The sequence below is a fragment of the Luteimonas sp. R10 genome, from assembly GCF_045689605.1.
Lineage (GTDB): Bacteria > Pseudomonadota > Gammaproteobacteria > Xanthomonadales > Xanthomonadaceae > Luteimonas.
The window spans coordinates 1,950,358-1,968,511 of record NZ_CP141262.1 but is presented as its reverse complement, the minus strand read 5'-3'; the positions used below and the strand labels follow the sequence as shown (position 1 = coordinate 1,968,511).

Genomic DNA, 18,154 nt, shown 5'->3' with positions numbered 1-18,154 from the left:
GTAGAGCGGAGCTTGCTCCGCTTGCCTTGCTTGGGTACGCGGACGCAGGGCCTACGCTCTCATGGGCTCCGGAAATGGGAGCAGCGGAGCAAGCTCCGCTCTACGGGAATCGGCCTGGTCGGTCAGGTACCCAGCAACCGCAGCAGCAGGCCGGTCAGGTAGGCGCAATAGGTGCCGAGCGCGTAGCCCAGCACCGCCAGCAGCACGCCGACCGGCGCCAGCGCCGGGTGGAACGCCGCGGCCACCACCGGCGCCGACGCGGCGCCGCCGACATTGGCCTGCGAGCCGACCGCCAGGAAGAACAGCGGCGCACGGATCAGCTTGGCGACCAGCAGCAGCAGGCCCGCGTGCACCGAGATCCAGAGCACCCCCAGGGCGAACAATCCGGGGCGGTCCAGCAGCGCGCCCAGGTCCATCTGCATGCCGATCGTGGCCACCAGCACGTAGAGCATCGCCGAACCCACCTTCGAGGCGCCGGCGCCCTCGAGCGCGCGGGCGCGGGTGAAGCTGAGCGCCAGGCCCACGGTGGTCGCGAACACCACGATCCAGAAGAAGCCCGAGGTCAGGCTGTAGTCCTCCAGGCGCCAGGATGCCGGCAGGCTGGCGATCCACGCCACCAGCGGATCGGCAAGGAAGTGCGCCAGGCCGGTCGCGCCCAGCCCCACCGCCAGGATCGCCATCAGGTCGGGCAGCGAGAGCACGCGCGCGTGCTGCGCCTGGTAGCTCTCGATGCGGCGCTGGAGATCGTCGATCGCCGCGGTGTCGGCACGGGTCCAGCGATCGAAGGTCGCCGCCCGCGGCGCCAGGAACAGCAGTATCGCCATCCACACGTTGGCCACCAGCACGTCGACCGCGACGAACTGGCCGAACAGGTTGTCGTCGACCTCGAACACCTCCTTCATCGCCGCCTGGTTGGCGCCACCGCCAATCCAGCTGCCGGCCACCGTGGTGAGCCCGCGCCAGGTCTCGCCGGCCACCGTGGGCGGGTGCAGCACGCCCATCGCCATGAAGGCCACGACGGCGCCGAGCATCACCCCGGCCGTGCCGGTGAGGAACATGATCACCGCCTTCGGCCCCAGCCGCAGCACCGCGCCCAGGTCGATGGCCAGGCACAGCAGCACCAGCGACGCCGGCAGCAGGTAGTCGCGCGCCACCGGGTACAGGGCCGAGGTCTCGCCGTCGATCAGGCCGACGCTGTTGTAGATCGCCGGCAACAGGTAGCACAGCAGCAGCGCCGGCACGTAGGTGTAGAACTTCTTCCAGAAGCCCGTCGTGCGCGAGGCGGTCCAGAACACCGCGCCGAGCGTCAGCGCCAGCAGGCCCATGACCGCGGCGTCGTTGGTGATCAATGGCAAGGAAGTCTCGTCCATCAGCCGCTCCAGGCATGTCCGGATGAATGATGTCCCGCCGCGCCAGGCGCGGCACCCGTAGAGCCGAGCTTGCCCGGCTGCTGCGCCGGCTCCGGGGCCGGGGGCAGCGGAGCGGGCTCCGCTCTACGGGCGAAGGAACGCGGTGTGCCGGCCATCAATCGCCGAGATGCCGCTGCAGCCAGCCGTTGACCGTCTCGTGCCACAGCACGCTGTTGTTCGGCTTCAGCACCCAGTGGTTCTCGTCGGGAAAGTACAGCAGCTTCGACTCGATGCCACGGCGCTGCAACGCAGTGAACGCCATCAGCCCCTGGTCGACCGGCACGCGATAGTCCTTCTCGCCCTGCACCACCAGCATCGGCACGCGCCACTTGTCGACGTGCCGGACCGGGTTGAACTTCTCGTAGGCGGCCATGTTCTCGTACACCGGGCCGCCGTTCTCCCACTCGGTGAACCACAGCTCCTCGGTCACGTAGCCCATCGAGCGGGTGTCGAACACGCCGTCGTGGTTGACCAGGCACTTCCAGGGCTCGTTCCAGTTGCCGGCGATCCAGTTGATCATGTAGCCGCCGTAGCTGGCGCCGAGCGCGCAGGCGCGGTCGCCGTCGAGGAACGCATATTCGCGCTGCGCGGCGGCCCAGCCCTTCTGCAGGTCCTCCAGCGGCTTGCCGCCCCAGTCGCCGCTGATCGAGTCGGTGAAGGCCTGGCCGTAGCCGGTGCTGCCGTGGAAGTCGATCATCACCACCGCATAGCCCTGCCCCGCGTACGTCTGCGGGTTCCAGCGGTAGCTCCAGCCGTCGCCGAAGCTGCCCTGCGGGCCGCCGTGGATCAGGAACGCGACCGGATAGGCCTCGCCCTCGCGATAGTTCCAGGGCTTGACCACGTAGCCGTGCACGGTGTCGCCGCCGGCGCCGCGGAACGAGAACTGCTCGTAGTCGCCGAAGGCGACGTCCGGCAGGCGCTCGGCCGCGGTCGGGGTGATCTGCCGCGCGTGCTGCGCGTCGGGCGTCGCGGTGTACAGCACGTCGCCGCTGCGCATCGAGTTGCGTGCGAACATCAGCGTGTCGCCGGCCAGCGCGTACGACGACACCGTGCCGTCGGCGACCAGCTTCGTCACCTCGCCGCTGTCGATGTCGATGCGGAACAGCGGGTACTCGCCGGTGTCCTGCGCCGCCGCGTACAGCGTGGCGCCGTCCGCGCCCACCGCCAGGCTGCTGGGCGAGCGGTCCCAGTCCGGGGCGATCTCGCGGGTCTCGCCGCTGGCCAGGTCCATCGCCATCACCGCGAAGCGGTCGGCCTCGAAGCCGGGCCGCTGCATCGCGCGGTAGAACAGCGTGCCGCCGTCGGCGCTGAACACCGGGCCGGCGTCCCACGCGGGGTTGGCCTCGGTCAGGTTGACCGGGGCGCCGCTGCCGTCGGCGTCCAGGCGGTACAGGTCGAAGTCGGTCGACCACGGCTCCTCGCGGCCGGCCACCTTGATGCTGGCCACCACCGAGGTCCCGTCCGGGGCCCAGGCGTAGTCGCCGGCGTCGCCGAACGGCTTGGAGGGCACGTCGCCGTCCAGCGATCCGCTCAATGCCGCCGCGGCGGCCACCGGTTCGCCGTCGGCGGCCGGCAGGTCGGCAACGTACAACCGGCTGCGGCGGCCGTCCTTCCAGGTGTCCCAGTGGCGCACGAACAGCTGCTCGTAGACCACGCCGCTGGTCTTGTCCTCCTCGCGGGCGTCCAGCCGCGCCTGGGTGCAGGCGAACACGCCTTCGGAGGCGTCGGCGCAATCGGCGAAGGTCTCGGCACTGAAGGCGACGCGGACGCCGTCCGGCGACAGCTTGTAGCTGCCGACGTCGAGCGCGAATCCGGTCAGCTGCCGCGGCTCGCCGCCGGCGGCCGGGATCGCGTACAGCTGCTGGCTGCCGTTCTTCGCGCTGAGGAAATAGACGGTGGCGCCGTCCGGCGAGAACGCCGGCGAATTGACGTTCCAGCCCTCGGGTGTCAGCCGTTTCGGCGGCGCCATGTCGCGCGTGCGCAGGTCGCGCAGGTACAGCGCGCTGCTGGCCTTGTCCTCGGCGAGGTCGACGGTGCGCTCGGCGAACACCACGCGGCCGCCGTCCGGCGACAGCACCGGGGAAGACACCCGCGGCAGCGTGGCCAGGTCGCGGGCCTCGAGGCCCCGCTGCGCCACCGCCACCGATGGCAGGGCGGCAAGCAGGCACAGCGGCAACAGGGCGGTTCGCAGCGTCATCATCGTCTCCGGAGCGGGCAAGGCGCCGATGGTAGCCGATGCCAAGCCCGGCCCGCCCGTCTCATCCGCCCGGTCCCCCGCCACCCGTAGAGCCGAGCTTGCTCGGCTGCTCCACCTGCCGAAGCCCGCCAAGAGCAGCGGAGCAAGCTCCGCTCTACGGCGATGTCCGCCATCCCGTAGAGCCGAGCTTGCTCGGCTGCTCCCCCTGCCGGAGCCCGCCAAGAGCAGCGGAGCAAGCTCCGCTCTACAGGGATGCCCCGCCCCGTAGAGCGCGGGCTATCGGTATCCGATCAGCACCGCGACGACCAGCGCGATCGCCGCGGCGATGGTGAGCTTGACGATCAGCGGCCAGACGAAGCGGAACCAGCGGTCGTAGGGAATGCCGGCGATGCCGAGGATGCTCATCAGCACGATGTTGGTCGGCACGATCATGTTGGAGAAGCCGTCGCCGAACTGGTAGGCGAGCACCGAGACCTGCCGGCTGACGCCGATCAGGTCGCCGAGCGGGGCCATGATCGGCATGGTGACGAAGGCCTGTCCGCTGCCCGAGGGAATGAACAGGTTGAGCACGGTCTGTACCAGCAGCATGCCGACCACGGCGATCTCGGCGCCGACCAGGGTCAGCGGCGCGGCCAGCGCGTCGACGATGGTGTGCAGTACGCGGCCGTCCTCGAGCAGCAGCGCGATCGAGCGCGCGAAGCCGATCAGCAGCGCGGTGGTGGCGAGCTCGGCGGCGCCCTCGGCGAAGCGCCGGGCGGTGCCGTCCACGCCGAGGCCGCCGGCCAGGCCGACGAACACAGCCAGCCCCAGGAACAGCGCACCGAGCTCCACCAGGTACCAGCCGCGGGTGCTGATGCCCCAGACCATCAGGGCGAGCGTGGCAAGCGCGGCCAGCAGCAGCACCAGCTTGCGGCCGGTCAGCGCCGGGTATTCTGTCGGCGGGACGTGCGCGACCTCGATGCCTTTCATCAGGCTGGCGTCGGGATCGCGCTGCACGCGGCGGGCGTAGCTCCAGACGTGGTGCACGCCGATGGCCACGAACGGCACGAACAGCGCCAGCCGGAACTGCCAGCCGGAGGTCGGCTCCAGCCCGGCCACGCCCTGGGCGATGACGACGGTGAACGGATTGAGCGCGGCCACGCCGTAGCCGATGCCGTAGCCGCAGATCATGATCCCCATCGCGGTCATCACGTCCATGCGCATCGCCAGGCACAGCGCGATCAGCATCGCCGCGAACGGGATGTATTCCTCGGCCACGCCGATCGTGCCCGAGCCGATCGCGAACACGCACATGCCGATCACGATCAGCAGGCCGGGGCTGTGGCCGACGCGCTTGAGCGTCCAGCCGAGGATCGCGTCGATCAGGCCGCTGGCGCGCAGCACCGCGATCGCGCCGCCGACGATCAGCACGAAGAAGATGATGTCCTGCGCCGCCGCCAGCGCGCGCGGCACCACGGTGAACAGAGCCAGCGGCGACAGCACCGTCCGCTCCTCGACGTGCTGGTAGGTGCCGGGCACCACCAGTGCGTGACCCTTCGCGTCCTCCACCGTCTCGAATTCGCCCTGCGGCAGCACCCAGGTCGACGCCAGGGCGACGATCATCATCACGAACAGCAACACCAGGGTGTGGGGAACGCGCAGGAATCGGGACATCGGCCGGATCCGGGTGGAATTCGCCGCAGTATAGGCGGGCGTGGAGCGGACGCGGGCACGGGTACCGCGGGCTCGACGTGGGAGTGGCGACGGTGTACCGCCGCCGGACAATCGCGATCGGAAGGCCCGGCTGCTATGGACTGGAAGTATCGGGACCTCGCCGGCACCGGTCATGGATCGGTGTTCGCATCCAACCATGTGTCGCGACTTCCGTCGCTCCCACAATGCGGGAGCGGCATGCCCGAAGGCATGTGGGAGCGACGGAAGTCGCGACAGGAAAGTCGGAGCGCAGTGGCATTACGTCTGAAACGACCCTGTACCATCAAGCGTCCGCAGGCTCGAGCAGGCGCGGGCCGGGGCCCTCCTCGCCCAGGGCGTCCTCGGGATTGCGCAGCGGACACGCCTTCAACGACAGGCAACCGCAGCCGATGCAGCCGTCGAGCTGGTCGCGCAGCCGGGTCAGGCGGGCGATGCGGTCGTCGAGGTCCGCATGCCAGCGCCGCGACAGGCGGCTCCAGTCGGCGGCGGTGGGCGTGCGGCCGTCGGGCAGGGTGTCGAGCGCTTCGCGCACCGCCGCCAACGGAATGCCCGCGCGTTGCGCGACCTTGATCACCGCCACCCGGCGCAGCACGTCGCGCGGATAGCGGCGCTGGTTGCCCGCGGTGCGCAGGCTGTGGATCAACCCCTTCTTCTCGTAGAAATGCAGCGCCGAGACCGCCACGCCGCTGCGCGCGGCGACCTCGCCGACGCCGAGTTCGCGCGCCTTTGTGCCTCTTGTTCGCGTCGTCTTCATACCCGGCCTTGACCTCAATATTTGTTTAGGTTTTACCCTGCGCGCCATAGCGATGCAACCCGAGGTTTCCATGCCACCCATTCATCTGACCCTGATCTACGGCAGCAACCGCGAGCCGCGCCTGTGCGACACCGTGGCCCGCTGGGCGGCGGGCCGAGTCCGCGTACATGGCGGTTTCGTGCTGGACACGCTCGACCCGGCGGCGCTGCAGCTCCCCGCCGCGCTCCCGCGCACGCCCGACATGGCCACCACCCGCCTGCGCCGGCGCATCCGCGCGGCCGACGCCTACCTGGTGGTCACGCCGGAGTACAACCACGGCTACCCGGCGCCGCTCAAGCAGCTGATCGACGCCGCGTACGACGACTGGCACGCCAAGCCGGTGGCCTTCGTCAGCTACGGCGGAGTCTCCGGCGGCCTGCGCGCGGTTGAGCAGCTGCGCCAGGTGTTCGGCGCCTTGCATGCGGTGGCCATCCACGACGGCATCGCCTTCGCCGAGGTCTGGCGCCGCTTCGACGCGGACGGGCGGCTGCGCGAGGCGGCGCACACCGAACGGGCGGCGCAGGCGATGCTGTCGCAACTGCACTGGTGGGCCGCCGCCTTGCGCAACGCGCGCCAAGCCACGCCCTATCGCGAGGCCGCGGCATGAACCGCGCGGCGCCTTCCACCCTTTCCGGCCCCCTGCCCGGCGACGCGGCGCCCGCCTCGCGTTCGCGCGGATCGCGCCTGCTGCGGTGGTTCGAAACCCGTCTCGACCCCTTCCCGCCGCTGCCGCCCGCGCAGCCGCCGCGGACGCTTTACGCGTTCTGCCGCCACTACACCCGCGGCGCCGGGAAGTGGCTGCTGGCGATGGCGCTGCTGACCGCGGCGATCGCCGTCGCGGAGGTGTCGCTGTACGCCTTCGTCGGCTCGCTGGTCGACCGCCTGGCCGGGCACACGCCGGCCACCTTCCTCGCCGCCGAGGGCGGGCGCCTGGCGCTGATGGCGGCGGTGGTACTGCTGGCGCTGCCGGTGCTGGTGCTGCTGAATTCGCTGGTGATCCACCAGACCCTGCTCGGCAACTATCCGATGCGGATCCGCTGGAACGCCCACCGCTACCTGCTGCGGCAGTCGATGGACTATTTCCAGGACGAGTTCGCCGGGCGCATCGCCACCAAGCTGATGCAGACCTCCCTGGCGGTCCGCGAGACGGTGATCAAGCTGCTCGACGTCGGCAACTACGTGCTGGTGTACTTCACCGGCGCGCTGATCGTGGCCGCCTCCGCCGACTGGCGGCTGATGCTGCCCTTCTTCGGCTGGCTGCTCGGCTACGCCGCGCTGATGCGGCACTTCGTGCCGAAGCTGAGCCGGGTGGCGCGGCAGCAGGCGGACGCGCGTTCGGTGATGACCGGGCGCATCGTCGACAGCTACACCAACGTCGCCACGGTCAAGCTGTTCTCGCACTCGCAGCGCGAACAGGCCTATGCGCGCGAGGCGATGGACGGCTTCCTGGCCACGGTGCACCGGCAGATGCGGCTGTCCACCGGGGTGCACGCGCTGAACTACGCGCTCAACATGGCGCTGCTGTTCTCGGTGGCCGCGCTCGGCATCTGGCTGTGGCACGGCGGTGCGGCGACGACCGGCGCGATCGCGGTGGCGGTGGCGTTCGCGCTGCGCATCCTCGGGATGTCGCAGTGGATCATGTGGGAGCTGTCGTCGCTGTTCGAGAACATCGGCACGGTGCAGGACGGCATCGACACGATCTCGCTGCCGCCGACGGTCGACGACGCGCCCGGCGCGCCCGCCATCGGGCGCGTCCGCGGCGACATCCGCTTCGAGCGGGTCAGCTTCCACTACGGCAGGGGCAGCGGCGTGATCGAGGGCCTGGACCTGCACGTGCGCCCGGGCGAGCGGATCGGCGTGGTCGGGCCTTCCGGCGCCGGCAAGTCGACGCTGGTCAACCTGCTGCTGCGCTTCCACGACCGCGAACGCGGCGCGATCCGCATCGACGGCGTCGACGTCGCCGACGTGCAGCAGGACTCGCTGCGCGCGCAGATCGGCGTGGTCACCCAGGACACCTCGCTGCTGCACCGCTCGGTGCGCGACAACATCCTCTATGGCCGGCCCGACGCCGGCGAGGCGGACATGATCGAGGCGGCCAGGCAGGCGCGCGCGCACGACTTCATCCTGGAACTGGAGGATGCGCAGGGCCGGCGCGGCTACGACGCCCACGTCGGCGAGCGCGGGGTGAAGCTGTCCGGCGGCCAGCGCCAGCGCATCGCCATCGCCCGCGTGCTGCTGAAGAACGCGCCGATCCTGGTGCTGGACGAAGCGACCTCGGCGCTGGATTCGGAAGTCGAGGCCGCGATCCAGGAGAACCTGGCCACGCTGATGGAAGGCAAGACCGTGATCGCCATCGCCCATCGGTTGTCGACGATCGCGGCGATGGACCGGCTGATCGTGATGGACCGAGGCCGGATCGTGGAGGACGGCACCCATGCCGCGCTGGCCGCCGCCGGCGGCCTGTACGCGCAGCTCTGGCGGCGTCAGTCGGGCGGGTTCATCGACTGCGGCTCGGCGTCGGCCTCCGCGTCGTCTTCCGCGTCCGTCTCGGCCGCGCCGGAGGTACCGGGCCGGCCGCTGCCGGCGGGCGGCGCCAGCGGCGAGAACACCAGGTCGGCCGCGGAATCGAATTCCGACAGCGGGCTCTCGGCCGGACAGGTCTCGTCCGGGAACCCGTAGTTCCTGCGCAGTTCGAGGCCGCAGCTGTTGAGGGCCTCGAGTTCGGTGTCCGGCGCCTTGCAGCGCGCATCGAACGCGCGCGCGAAGGCGTCGCGGCGGCGTACGAAGTCCTCGCCGCACTTGCGCATCAGCCGCAACCGGTCCAGGTCGTCCTGGGCCGGATTCACGCCGTCCAGGCCGTAGAGCTGCAGCTCTTCGCCGGTGAGCAGGCGCAGGTTGCGGTTGGGCACCGCCATCATCAGGTCGGCGATGGCGACCGCGGCGCCGTTGCGCTCCAGGTAGGCCCTGACCCGGTCGTATACGGCGCGCAGCTCGGCATTGAGCTCGGCGCGGGTGGTGGCGGTGGAACTCATGCGGATGATGCGGTGGATGCCGACCTTGCCGGTGATCAGCCGCGTATCCCCGGCGCCGAGCACGAACACGCAGGCGCTGTGGCAGACGGAACCTTCGCGCACCCAGATCGTCCAGCGCGACTCGGCGATGAAATCGCCGACCGCCATCGCGTCCTCGACCTGGCCGCCAGCCGAGTCGATGTCGAGCACGCGCTTGCCGATGCCCAGTTCGTCGGCGACCGCGGTGGCGCGCTCCATCAGCGCGGTGAAATCGGCAGTGACGCGGCCCTCGTAGCGCAGGCGGGCGACGCCGCGCTCCGCGCACGGCTCCAGCGCCGCGGTCACCGTCGCCCGGTCCAGCTCCACCAGCGGTTCGCCGTCGCCCTGCGCCACGTAGTCGAGTTCGCAGCTGATCGCGGCCTCGCCGGCTTCAAGCCGCATCGTCGACCAGTCGGTCTCGCGCTCGGCCGGCGCGACCGGCGGCGGCGGCGCCTCCTCGGGCTCGACCGGCGCGATACTGACCGCGCCACCCTCCTCGGGGCTGGCCACCTCCTCCGTTTCCACCAGCACCGCTTCCTCCGGCGGCACCGGCTGCCGGCAGGCCGCCAGTGCGATGCACAGGCAGGACACGGTCAGCCAGGATTGCTTGGGCATGCGGCGTACTCGATGGGATCGCGGGGACGGACGATCGTGCGATTCCGTAGTCTAGGGCCGCCCCGCGTGCGCGGACGAACGCGCGGTGAATACCGGCGCCGGCACGCTGCCCGAACACCGCGCTCGCGTGGTCTTAACCTATCCCGCACGTCCCGCGCTTTCGCACGCGGAAGCCCGGCCCCGGAACCATTCTTCACCTTGCCTGGTTCGCGGTCGATTTATGGTGGATGCGCCGTGCGTCGGGGCGCACCAGCCAGGGAACCGATCTCATGATGTCCGTCGCGAACAACGAACGCAGGCCGGTCCGCTGGTGGCCGGCACTGGTGGGGACCGTCGTCCTGCTGCTGGGCCTGGTGCTTGCCGCCGGTGGCGCCTGGCTGCTGGTGCTGGGCGGCTCCTGGTACTACCTGGTGGCGGGCCTCGGGCTGGCCGTTTCCGGCGTGCTGCTGATCCGTGGCCGCATGGCCGGCGCGTGGTGGTACGCAGGCGTGCTGCTGCTCACCTTCGCCTGGAGCGCGTACGAGTCCGGGCTCGACTACTGGCGCTGGGTGCCGCGCGCCGGGCTGCTGACCGCGCTCGGCATCGTGGTCGCGTTGCTGGCGCCTGGGCTCGATCGCGGCGTATCCCGCCGCGCCGGCTGGAGCGCGGCCGGCGTGCTGGTGCTGGTGTTCGTGGCGGCGTTCGCGCTGGCGTTCGTGCCGCGCGGGACCACCCGCGGCGGCGACGTACCGCAGGCGGCCGCGGTCGCCGCCGCCGACACCGTCGAAGCCGACGCGTTCGTCCAGCCAGCCGACGCGCCGGCCGCCGGCGACTGGGCCGCCTACGGCCGCGACGACGCCGCCACCCGCTTCGCGCCGCTGGCGCAGATCACCCGCGAGAACGTCTCCCGCCTCGAGCGCGCCTGGGAATACCGTACCGGCGACCTGCCGAACCGTCGCTGGGGGGCCGAGACCACGCCGCTGAAGATCGGCGACAGCCTCTACCTGTGCTCGGCGCGCAACATCCTGATCGCGCTCGATGCGCGCACCGGCCAGGAACGCTGGCGCTACGACCCGCAGGTGGCCAACGAGTCCATCCCCTATACCGCCGCCTGCCGCGGCGTGACCTACTACACGGTGCCGCCGGCGCCGCCCGTCCCGGAACCGTCGGAAACCGGGGCGCCGGCAGTCCCGGGACTGGCCTCCGAGGCCGAGACCGATGCCGGCGCCAACCTCGAACCGGCCGCGGATCCCGAACCGACCGCCACGGTGGAACCGGTCGCCGACGGCGTCTGCGCCACCCGCATCATCGAAGGCACACTCGACGGCCGGCTGGTCGCGGTCGACGCGCGGACCGGCGCCCCCTGCCCCGGCTTCGGCGACAACGGCGAGGTCGACATCACCGTCGGCATGGGCAAGACGCCGCCGGGCTACGTCTCCATCACCTCGCCGCCGACCATCGTGCGCGGCGTGATCGTCACCGGCCACCAGGTGCTCGACGGACAGCAGCGCGACATGCCTTCGGGGGTGATCCAGGGCTTCGACGCCGTCACCGGCGAGCTGCGCTGGGCCTGGGACATGGCCCGTCCGGACCGCACCGGGCTACCGCCCGAGGGCGAGACCTACACCCGCGGCACGCCGAACATGTGGACCACCGCCTCCGGCGACGAGCGCCTGGGCCTGGTCTACCTGCCGATGGGCAACGCCGCCGCCGACTACCTCAGCGCCGACCGCGGCGCCGCCGAGAACGCGTACTCGACCTCGCTGGTGGCGCTCGACGTGACCACCGGCAAGCCGGCGTGGCACTTCCAGACCGTGCACGTCGATGTCTGGGACTACGATCTCGGCTCGCAGGCGACCCTGGTCGATTTCCCGTCGCCCGGCGGCCCGGTGCCGGCGCTGGTCCTGCCGACCAAGCAGGGCGACCTCTACGTGCTCGACCGCCGAACCGGCCAGCCGCTGGTCGGCGTGGAGGAGCGTCCGGTGCCGCAGGGCGGCGTGGAACCGGACCAGCGCTCGCCGACGCAGCCGTTCTCGCGCTTCCATACCCTGCGCAAGCCGGACCTCACCGAGCGCGACATGTGGGGCATCAGTCCGATCGACCAGCTGGTCTGCCGCATCGGCTTCCGCCGCGCCAGCTACCAGGGCATCTATACGCCACCCACCACCGAGACCCACTGGATCCAGTACCCCGGCTACAACGGCGGCTCCGACTGGGGCGGGATCGCGATCGATCCGCAGCGCGGGGTGATCGTCGCCAACTACAACGACATGCCCAACCACAACCGCCTGGTGCCGCGCGAGGAGGTCGAGCGCCGCGGCTGGCTGACGCGCGCGGAGATGGACCCGGGCGAGGACGAAGGCGGCGCGGAGGGCAGCGGCGACCCACAGGTCGGCACCGACTACGGCATCGAGGTCAACGCCGGCTGGCGCATGCACACCACCAAGCTGCTGTGCAAGCAGCCGCCGTACGGGGGCATCCGCGCGATCGCGCTGGACGACGGCCGCACGCTCTGGGACCGTCCCTTCGGCACCGCGCGCGCCAACGGTCCGTTCGGCATCCGCTCCGGGCTGCCGATCGATATCGGCACGCCCAACAACGGCGCCGCCGCGGTGACCGCCGGCGGCCTGGTGTTCATCGCATCGGCCACCGACGACCTGATCCGCGCCATCGACATCGAGACCGGCGAGACCCTGTGGCAGGACGCACTTCCCGCGGGCGGCCAGGCCGGGCCCGCCGTCTACGAGGTCGATGGCCGCCAGTACCTGGTGATCATGACCGGCGGCCACCATTTCATGGAGACCCCCGCCGGCGACCAGGTGATCGCTTACGCGCTCCCGGACTGACACGGACGCCGCGAACGACATGCCGCCCCGCCCGTAGAGCGGAGCTTGCTCCGCTGCTCCCGGCTCCGGAGACCGCGCAGCCGAGCAAGCTCGGCTCTACGGCGCGCCGCCACCGCCGCGGCCGGTCCGTACCACCTCGTAGAGCGGAGCTTGCTCCGCTGCTTTCGGCTCCGGAGCCCACATAGCGGAGCAAGCTCCGCTCTACACGGAGGCGCGTCGTCTCTCGCCGGCCGCGCGGGGCCGTCGCGGCCTCAGGCGTCGTCCTGCGGCGTGATGTCCGCCGCCCACTGCAGCGCCGTCTGCTGGTCGCCGGGCGCGAAGGTGCGGATCTCGGTGCCCGGAAAGAACTTGCCGGCGATTTCCGACACCTTGCCGAGCCAGTTCTTGTCGGTGATCACCGCGCCGCGGGCGAAACGGTCGTACTCGCCGAACTTGCCCAGGCCGTAGCGCAGGTCCTTGCCCAGCGCCTCCGCGGTCATCCCGGTGAATCCGCTCATGTCCACGTAGAGCCCGATGCGGCGGTACTCGGCCAGGCGCGCTTCGATGTAGGCGATGCAGCGATCGTAGTCGTCGCCGTCGAGCCGGCCGCTGAAGTGGAAGGCGGCGACATGTGGCGGTGCCGGCAGGATCTCGATCATGAGGGTGCTCCCGTTCGAGCGTCCGACCCTAGCGCAGGCGCCGTGGCGGCAGCGTCAACCGGTCCGGTTGCCGCGGCTGCCGCAGTGGCCCGCTCCGCGATCGCAGCCGCGTCCCGACCGGAGCCTGTGCGTGGCCGCGGGGAGTTGTCGCGACTCCCGTCGCTCCCACAGGTGCCGCGGTAGTACGCGGTCATCGATCCACTTTCCTGGGAGGCCGATCCCTGTGGGAGCGACGGGAGTCGCGACGCCGGCCGCGCGTCAGCGCCGCGCGAGCGGGAACTGCTGCAGCAACGCACCCTCCAGCTCCAGCAGGTACCGCTTGGTCGGCAGGCCGCCGCCGAAGCCGGTGAGCGAGCCGTCGGCACCGATCACGCGGTGGCACGGCAGCACGATCGGCAGCGGGTTGCGGCCGTTGGCGGCGCCGACCGCGCGCGTTGCGCTCGGGCGGCCGACGCGCGCGGCGAGTTGCGCATAGCTCACCGTTTCGCCGTACGGGATCGCCGCCAGCGAGTGCCAGACCGTCCGCTGGAACTCGGTCCCCCGTGGCGCAAGCGGCAGATCGAACGTCTGCCGCCTGCCGTCGAAATACGCCTGCAACTGCCTGCGCGCCTCGCGCAGCAGCCGGTGATCGCCCTCGCGCCAGTCGGCGCCGCGCTTCACCGGGTGCCTGGAGGCGTGGAACTCGATGGCATGCATCCCGGCATCGGAGGCCGCCAGCAGCAGTGGACCGACGGGGCTGTCGAACCGGGTGTGGAAGATGGTCATCTCGGTGCTCTCCTCGTTCGGTGGAGCCGCCTGCGCCGCACTCAGGCCGCGCGCGCGCGGCCGGCCGCGGGGCGCGGCGGCGCCATGGCATCGCGCCACAACTGGATCACCGCATAGCCGCGCCACGGCCGCCAGGCCTCGGCATGGGCACGCAGCGCCTTCGCGCCGAGGCGGCTGCCGTCGCCCGGCAGGGCCCGCTGCAACACCAGGTCCTCGGCCGGGAACGCGTCGGGATGGCCGAGCGCGCGCAGCGCGATGTAGTGCGCGGTCCAAGGCCCGATCCCGGGCAGCGCCGTCCAGCGTTCGACGAACTCCTCGAGCGTGGACTCCGGGCGGAAATCCACCCGCCCGTCGAGCAGCGCCCGGGCGATGCCGCGCACGGTCTCGGTACGCGCGCGGGTCAGCCCGAGGCTGCCCGGGTCGGCCTCCGCCAGTGCTTCCGGCAGGGGAAACAGGTGCAGCAGGCCGCGCGCGGCGAAGGCCCCGGGCAGCGGGTTCCCCAGGCGCTGCGCCAGCCGCGCGGTCAACGTGCGCGCGGCGGCGACGCTGACCTGCTGCCCGATCACCGCGCGCACGGCGATCTCGAACCCGTCCCAGCCGCTGGGAATGCGCAGCCCGGGCCGCTTGCGCAACAGCGGGCGCAACCGCGCATCGCTGCCCAGGGCCGCGGCGATCGTGTGCGGATCGGCGTCCAGGTCGAACATCCGCCGCAGGCGGTTGACGATTTCCAGCAGCGCCGCCGGCTGGCCGCCGTGCAATTCCAGCTTCAGCGCGTGGCCGCGTTCGGCGCCTGTCGCCGTTCCAGGCCATGCGCTCACCCGCAGCCAGCCCGGTGCGTCGGCCGGCCCGAACACGCGCGTGTAGCTGCCCGCGTCCACCACCTCCACGCCCGGCAGCGCGCGCCCGCGCAGGAAATCCAGCATCGCCGCGAAGTCGTAGGGTGGGCGGTAGTGCAGGCGCAGGGTCAGGGCGTCGCCCTCGGCAACGACGGTGCGTTTGCGCAGATCGCGCGGGGCCATGGCGTAGGCCTCGCGGAAACTGGTGTTGAAGCGGCGCAGGCTGCCGAAGCCCGCCGCCAGTGCGACCTCGGTGATCGGCAACGCGGTCTCGGTCAGCAACTGCTTGGCGAACAGCAGCCGGCGCGTGCCGTGCACGCCGATCGGCGGCGCCCCCAGGCGCTCGACGAACAGGCGCCGCAGCTGCCGCTCGCCGATGTGGACGCGTTCGGCCAGCGCGGCCAGCGGCTGTTCGGCCAGCATGCCCTGGTCGATCAGCTTCAGTGCCCGCGCCACCACCTCGTCGCCGCGGCGCCAGGTGCCGTCGGCGGGAGAAAGCTCCGGGCGGCAGCGCAGGCATGGCCGGAATCCGGCCGCCTCGGCCGCAGCGGCGCTGGCATAGTAGGTCACGTTGCGCGCCTTCGGCGCGGGCGCCGGACACACCGGCCGGCAGTAGATCCCTGTGCTGGTGACCGCGGTGAAGAACAGTCCGTCGAAACGCGGATCGCGGCTGATGCGCGCCTGCTCGCAGACGTGGGGATCGGGAAGGGCGGCGAGCGTCGACATGGAGCCAGACTAGCACCGGCCCGGCGGCCGCACTGGCCGTTTTCGGACATCAATGCCGGCGCCGTCCGATCGCGGCGCGCTCCAGCGCCCATGGGAGCGGCTGGGTCGTGGCGAGCGGAGACAGGTCGCGACTTCCGTCGCTCCCACAAAAGATCGTCCCGCCGCTGGAGAATCCCGCCAGAGCGAGGGATCGTCCCACCGCTGGAGGGTCTCGCCAGAGCGACGGATGATCTCGTCACGGCGCTTCTACCTGGCCGGTTGTGGGAGCGACGGAAGTCGCGACAGCCGCGCGGCGCCGGCGCGCGCGGCATCAATCCCGTTCGGACCGGCGTGGATCCCCGACGCTAGGGCCGGCGCAACGCCGGCAGCAGCGTTTCCGGATCGCCGTCGTTCGGCGCCGGCTCGACGCCGAGCAGCCGCGCCAGCAGCGGGTAGACGTCGACGTTGTCGAACGCCGGCAGGACGACGCCGCTGCGGAACGACGGCCCGTGCGCGATGAAGATCGCGCGCATCGACGGCAGTGCCGGATCGAATCCGTGCGACCCGCGCATGCCGCCCGGGCGCCGCGCCAGGTACTCGCGCGGGATCGCGTCCCAGCCCTCGTGCATCTGGCACACGATCGGCGGGATCCGCGGATGGCTGCCGTAATGCCAGCGCGCCGGCAGTTCGCCCTTGCGCCAGCAGTCGTAGCGATCGTGCGCACCGAGCAATGCCGCCTCGGCCCGCGCCTCGCGACCCGGCCGCGGCCGGAATCCGAGGACCTGTCCGAAACTGATCGCCTCGGCGTCGGCGGGATCGACCATGTCCTCCACCGCCAGCGCCTGCCCTTCCGGCACCTCGGCCATGCCATGGTCGGAGACGATCACCAGGTCCACCCGCTGTTGCAGGCCGCCTTCGGCGATCCCCGCGAGCAGCCGCCCGATCGCCGCATCGACCTCGCGCAGGGTCGCGCGCAACTGCGCCGAACGGGGCCCGTGCGCATGTCCGGCGCTGTCGGGATGCTCGAAGTACAACGTCGCCAGGCGTGGGCGCGTGGCATCCGGCTCGGCCAGCCAGCCGAGCACGCGCGCCACCCGGTCTTCCATCGACAGGTTGGCGTCGAACCGGTTCCATCGCGTCGGCCGTACGCCCCGCACCGGCGCCTCGCTGCCGGGCCAGAACAGGGTCGCGGTGGGCAGGCCGGCATTCTCGGCGGCGACCCAGAGCGGTTCGCCCTGCCACCAGGCGGTGTTGCCGACCGCATCGCGGTCGCTGAGCCGGAACCAGCCGAGTTCGCCGGTCTGCATGGTGTTGTGGACCAGCCCGTGACGGTCCGGCCGCAGCCCGGTGACCAGCGTGTAGTGGTTGGGGAAGGTGAGCGAAGGATACGAGGGCCGCATCCATCGTGCGCTTGCGCCCTCGCGGGCCAGGCGGTCGAGGTGCGGGGTGTCGCCGCGGCCGAGCATGTCCGGGTGCACGCCGTCGAGCGACACCAGCAGCAGGGTCGGCCTGGCGTCCGCGGCCGCGGCCGGCGACCCCGGCGGCGAGGAGGCGCAGGCCGCGAGCAGCAGCAACAGCGGAACGAGCAGGAGCGGGGGCAGGCGTGACATGGGCGCGCATGATACGGCGCCTTCATGACAGGTGCGCCCGCCCGCGGGCACCCGTCCGTGGAATGACGGCGCTGTGAACGGAAGGGCCGCCGGGCACGTGTCCGCGACGACCGTCAGGCGTATTCTGGCTGGCGTGGCAACGGTGCCACGCATCCGGACGAGGTCTCGCCATGAAACGTCTTCTGATCGCCGGCATGCTGCTCGGTTTCGCCTTCGCCGCCGCTGCACAGGACGTCGAGCCCGAGGAGCAGGCGACATCCGACCGCGCCAAGGCTTCCGAGCCGTTCTGCATCCGGGAAACCGGCTCGCGCATCATCGCCCAACGCAACGCCCGCACCAAGAAGGAGCGCGCCGACTGCGTGGCGGCGGGCGGGCGCGTGTACACGCGCGAGGACATCGAGCAGACCGGCTCGGTCGATCTGGTCGAGGCGCTGCGCCGGCTCGACCCATCGATCCGCTGAGCGCAAAGCGAGGAACGACGAGTGGAGAGGAGCGAGAGACGCGTAGGCGCTCTTCTCTCGTTTCTCACTCCGCGGCGGCATCGCTGTCGCCCGCTCCCTCCTGTTCTGTACCGGATCGGCTTTGGGGCAGCACGACCATGCCGGCGCGCACCTCGACCGCCACCGCGCGCAGCGTCTCCCCCCGGCAGGGCCCGGCCACGCACCGGCCGGCCGCCAATTCGAAGCCGGCGCCGTGGGCCGCGCACACCAGCAGGCCGTCCTTCGACTTCAGGAACCGGCCTGGCGCCCAGTCGAGACGCCGGCCGGCGTGCGGACAGACGTTGAGCCACGCGCGCGCGGCGCTGCCTTCGCGATACAGGATCAATGATTCGGCGACGCCGTCGATCACCGCCTCGACTTCGGCGAAATCGCCGTCCGCAATCTGCGCGAGTGCGATCAGCGGCACGCCGGCGGGCGCTTGATTTAACGAACTCATTACATTCGAGGACGGTTGGCGACCGATACTGTCCGCATCGGCTCGATGCCGCATTGTCTCACGGGCGCCACCGCGTTCCGTGT

Annotated in this window: 12 protein-coding genes and 2 pseudogenes; 4 read left to right on the top strand and 10 right to left on the bottom strand. The window is 71.3% G+C overall.

The genetic code is table 11. From position 1 onward, the window contains the following. Window positions 1–122: 122 nt before the first annotated feature. The 4 genes from U3649_RS08345 to soxR form a co-directional block, all read right to left on the bottom strand. Entirely contained in the window at window positions 123–1,370 is a 1,248-nt protein-coding gene (locus tag U3649_RS08345; RefSeq protein ID WP_407354374.1) for a DUF819 domain-containing protein, read from the bottom strand. A 154-nt stretch (window positions 1,371–1,524) separates the two neighbouring features. Further along, on the bottom strand, window positions 1,525–3,606 hold the full coding sequence (locus U3649_RS08340) for a prolyl oligopeptidase family serine peptidase (RefSeq protein WP_407354373.1): 2,082 nt from the start codon (window positions 3,604–3,606) through the stop codon (window positions 1,525–1,527). A 276-nt stretch (window positions 3,607–3,882) separates the two neighbouring features. Continuing rightward, window positions 3,883–5,259, bottom strand: coding sequence for a YfcC family protein (locus tag U3649_RS08335; protein ID WP_407354372.1), 1,377 nt, complete (start codon window positions 5,257–5,259; stop codon window positions 3,883–3,885). Window positions 5,260–5,581: 322 nt separating this feature from the next. After that, window positions 5,582–6,052, bottom strand: coding sequence for a redox-sensitive transcriptional activator SoxR (gene soxR / locus U3649_RS08330; protein WP_407354371.1), 471 nt, complete (start codon window positions 6,050–6,052; stop codon window positions 5,582–5,584). Window positions 6,053–6,122: 70 nt separating this feature from the next. Here soxR and U3649_RS08325 point away from each other — a divergent pair, with 70 nt between their 5' ends. Further along, window positions 6,123–6,698 carry an NADPH-dependent FMN reductase gene (locus U3649_RS08325; RefSeq protein ID WP_407354370.1) on the top strand — a complete coding sequence of 192 codons (576 nt, stop codon included), beginning with the start codon at window positions 6,123–6,125 and terminating at the stop codon, window positions 6,696–6,698. 77 nt (window positions 6,699–6,775) lie between these two features. After that, window positions 6,776–8,611, top strand: a pseudogene (locus U3649_RS08320) (ABC transporter ATP-binding protein); the annotation flags it as partial. Here U3649_RS08320 and U3649_RS08315 read toward each other — a convergent pair. Beyond that, complete coding sequence (locus U3649_RS08315; protein WP_407354369.1) at window positions 8,575–9,756, bottom strand: hypothetical protein; 1,182 nt, start codon at window positions 9,754–9,756, stop codon at window positions 8,575–8,577. The pseudogene U3649_RS08320 and the gene U3649_RS08315 sit on opposite strands and share 37 nt — an antisense overlap. Before the next feature lie 272 nt (window positions 9,757–10,028). Here U3649_RS08315 and U3649_RS08310 point away from each other — a divergent pair, with 272 nt between their 5' ends. Next, a complete protein-coding gene (locus U3649_RS08310) occupies window positions 10,029–12,581 on the top strand; it encodes a membrane-bound PQQ-dependent dehydrogenase, glucose/quinate/shikimate family (RefSeq protein ID WP_407354368.1) in 2,553 nt (850 codons plus the stop codon). 251 nt (window positions 12,582–12,832) lie between these two features. On the opposite strand, the gene U3649_RS08305 is transcribed toward U3649_RS08310, so the two are convergent. From U3649_RS08305 to U3649_RS08290, 4 genes are all read right to left on the bottom strand, one after another. Continuing rightward, a complete protein-coding gene (locus tag U3649_RS08305; protein ID WP_407354367.1) occupies window positions 12,833–13,219 on the bottom strand; it encodes an STAS/SEC14 domain-containing protein in 387 nt (128 codons plus the stop codon). A 258-nt stretch (window positions 13,220–13,477) separates the two neighbouring features. Continuing rightward, window positions 13,478–13,984: a methylated-DNA--[protein]-cysteine S-methyltransferase gene (locus U3649_RS08300; protein ID WP_407354366.1), complete on the bottom strand. Its 507-nt coding sequence runs from the start codon at window positions 13,982–13,984 to the stop codon at window positions 13,478–13,480. A 41-nt stretch (window positions 13,985–14,025) separates the two neighbouring features. Next, entirely contained in the window at window positions 14,026–15,546 is a 1,521-nt protein-coding gene (locus U3649_RS08295) for an AlkA N-terminal domain-containing protein (RefSeq protein WP_407354365.1), read from the bottom strand. Window positions 15,547–15,890: 344 nt separating this feature from the next. After that, window positions 15,891–17,135, bottom strand: coding sequence for an ectonucleotide pyrophosphatase/phosphodiesterase (locus U3649_RS08290; protein ID WP_407354364.1), 1,245 nt, complete (start codon window positions 17,133–17,135; stop codon window positions 15,891–15,893). A gap of 170 nt (window positions 17,136–17,305) precedes the next feature. On the opposite strand from U3649_RS08290, the gene U3649_RS08285 reads away from it, so the two are divergent. Continuing rightward, window positions 17,306–17,596 (top strand): hypothetical protein, encoded by a 291-nt coding sequence (locus U3649_RS08285; RefSeq protein ID WP_407354363.1) that lies wholly within the window; start codon window positions 17,306–17,308, stop codon window positions 17,594–17,596. Window positions 17,597–17,723: 127 nt separating this feature from the next. On the opposite strand, the pseudogene U3649_RS08280 reads toward U3649_RS08285, so the two are convergent. Next, window positions 17,724–18,071 (bottom strand): annotated as a pseudogene (locus U3649_RS08280) (Rieske (2Fe-2S) protein); the annotation flags it as partial. Between the last annotated feature and the right edge of the window lie 83 nt (window positions 18,072–18,154).

What these genes read in the sequence shown, in the direction of transcription:
- U3649_RS08295 (WP_407354365.1), bottom strand. Translation starts at nt 15,546, where the DNA reads ATGTCGACGCTCGCCGCCCTTCCCGATCCCCACGTCTGCGAGCAGGCG.
- U3649_RS08315 (WP_407354369.1), bottom strand. Translation starts at nt 9,756, where the DNA reads ATGCCCAAGCAATCCTGGCTGACCGTGTCCTGCCTGTGCATCGCACTG.
- U3649_RS08340 (WP_407354373.1), bottom strand. Translation starts at nt 3,606, where the DNA reads ATGACGCTGCGAACCGCCCTGTTGCCGCTGTGCCTGCTTGCCGCCCTG.
- U3649_RS08345 (WP_407354374.1), bottom strand. Translation starts at nt 1,370, where the DNA reads ATGGACGAGACTTCCTTGCCATTGATCACCAACGACGCCGCGGTCATG.
- U3649_RS08325 (WP_407354370.1), top strand. Translation starts at nt 6,123, where the DNA reads ATGCCACCCATTCATCTGACCCTGATCTACGGCAGCAACCGCGAGCCG.
- soxR (WP_407354371.1), bottom strand. Translation starts at nt 6,052, where the DNA reads ATGAAGACGACGCGAACAAGAGGCACAAAGGCGCGCGAACTCGGCGTC.
- U3649_RS08310 (WP_407354368.1), top strand. Translation starts at nt 10,029, where the DNA reads ATGTCCGTCGCGAACAACGAACGCAGGCCGGTCCGCTGGTGGCCGGCA.
- U3649_RS08290 (WP_407354364.1), bottom strand. Translation starts at nt 17,135, where the DNA reads ATGTCACGCCTGCCCCCGCTCCTGCTCGTTCCGCTGTTGCTGCTGCTC.
- U3649_RS08305 (WP_407354367.1), bottom strand. Translation starts at nt 13,219, where the DNA reads ATGATCGAGATCCTGCCGGCACCGCCACATGTCGCCGCCTTCCACTTC.
- U3649_RS08335 (WP_407354372.1), bottom strand. Translation starts at nt 5,259, where the DNA reads ATGTCCCGATTCCTGCGCGTTCCCCACACCCTGGTGTTGCTGTTCGTG.
- U3649_RS08300 (WP_407354366.1), bottom strand. Translation starts at nt 13,984, where the DNA reads ATGACCATCTTCCACACCCGGTTCGACAGCCCCGTCGGTCCACTGCTG.
- U3649_RS08285 (WP_407354363.1), top strand. Translation starts at nt 17,306, where the DNA reads ATGAAACGTCTTCTGATCGCCGGCATGCTGCTCGGTTTCGCCTTCGCC.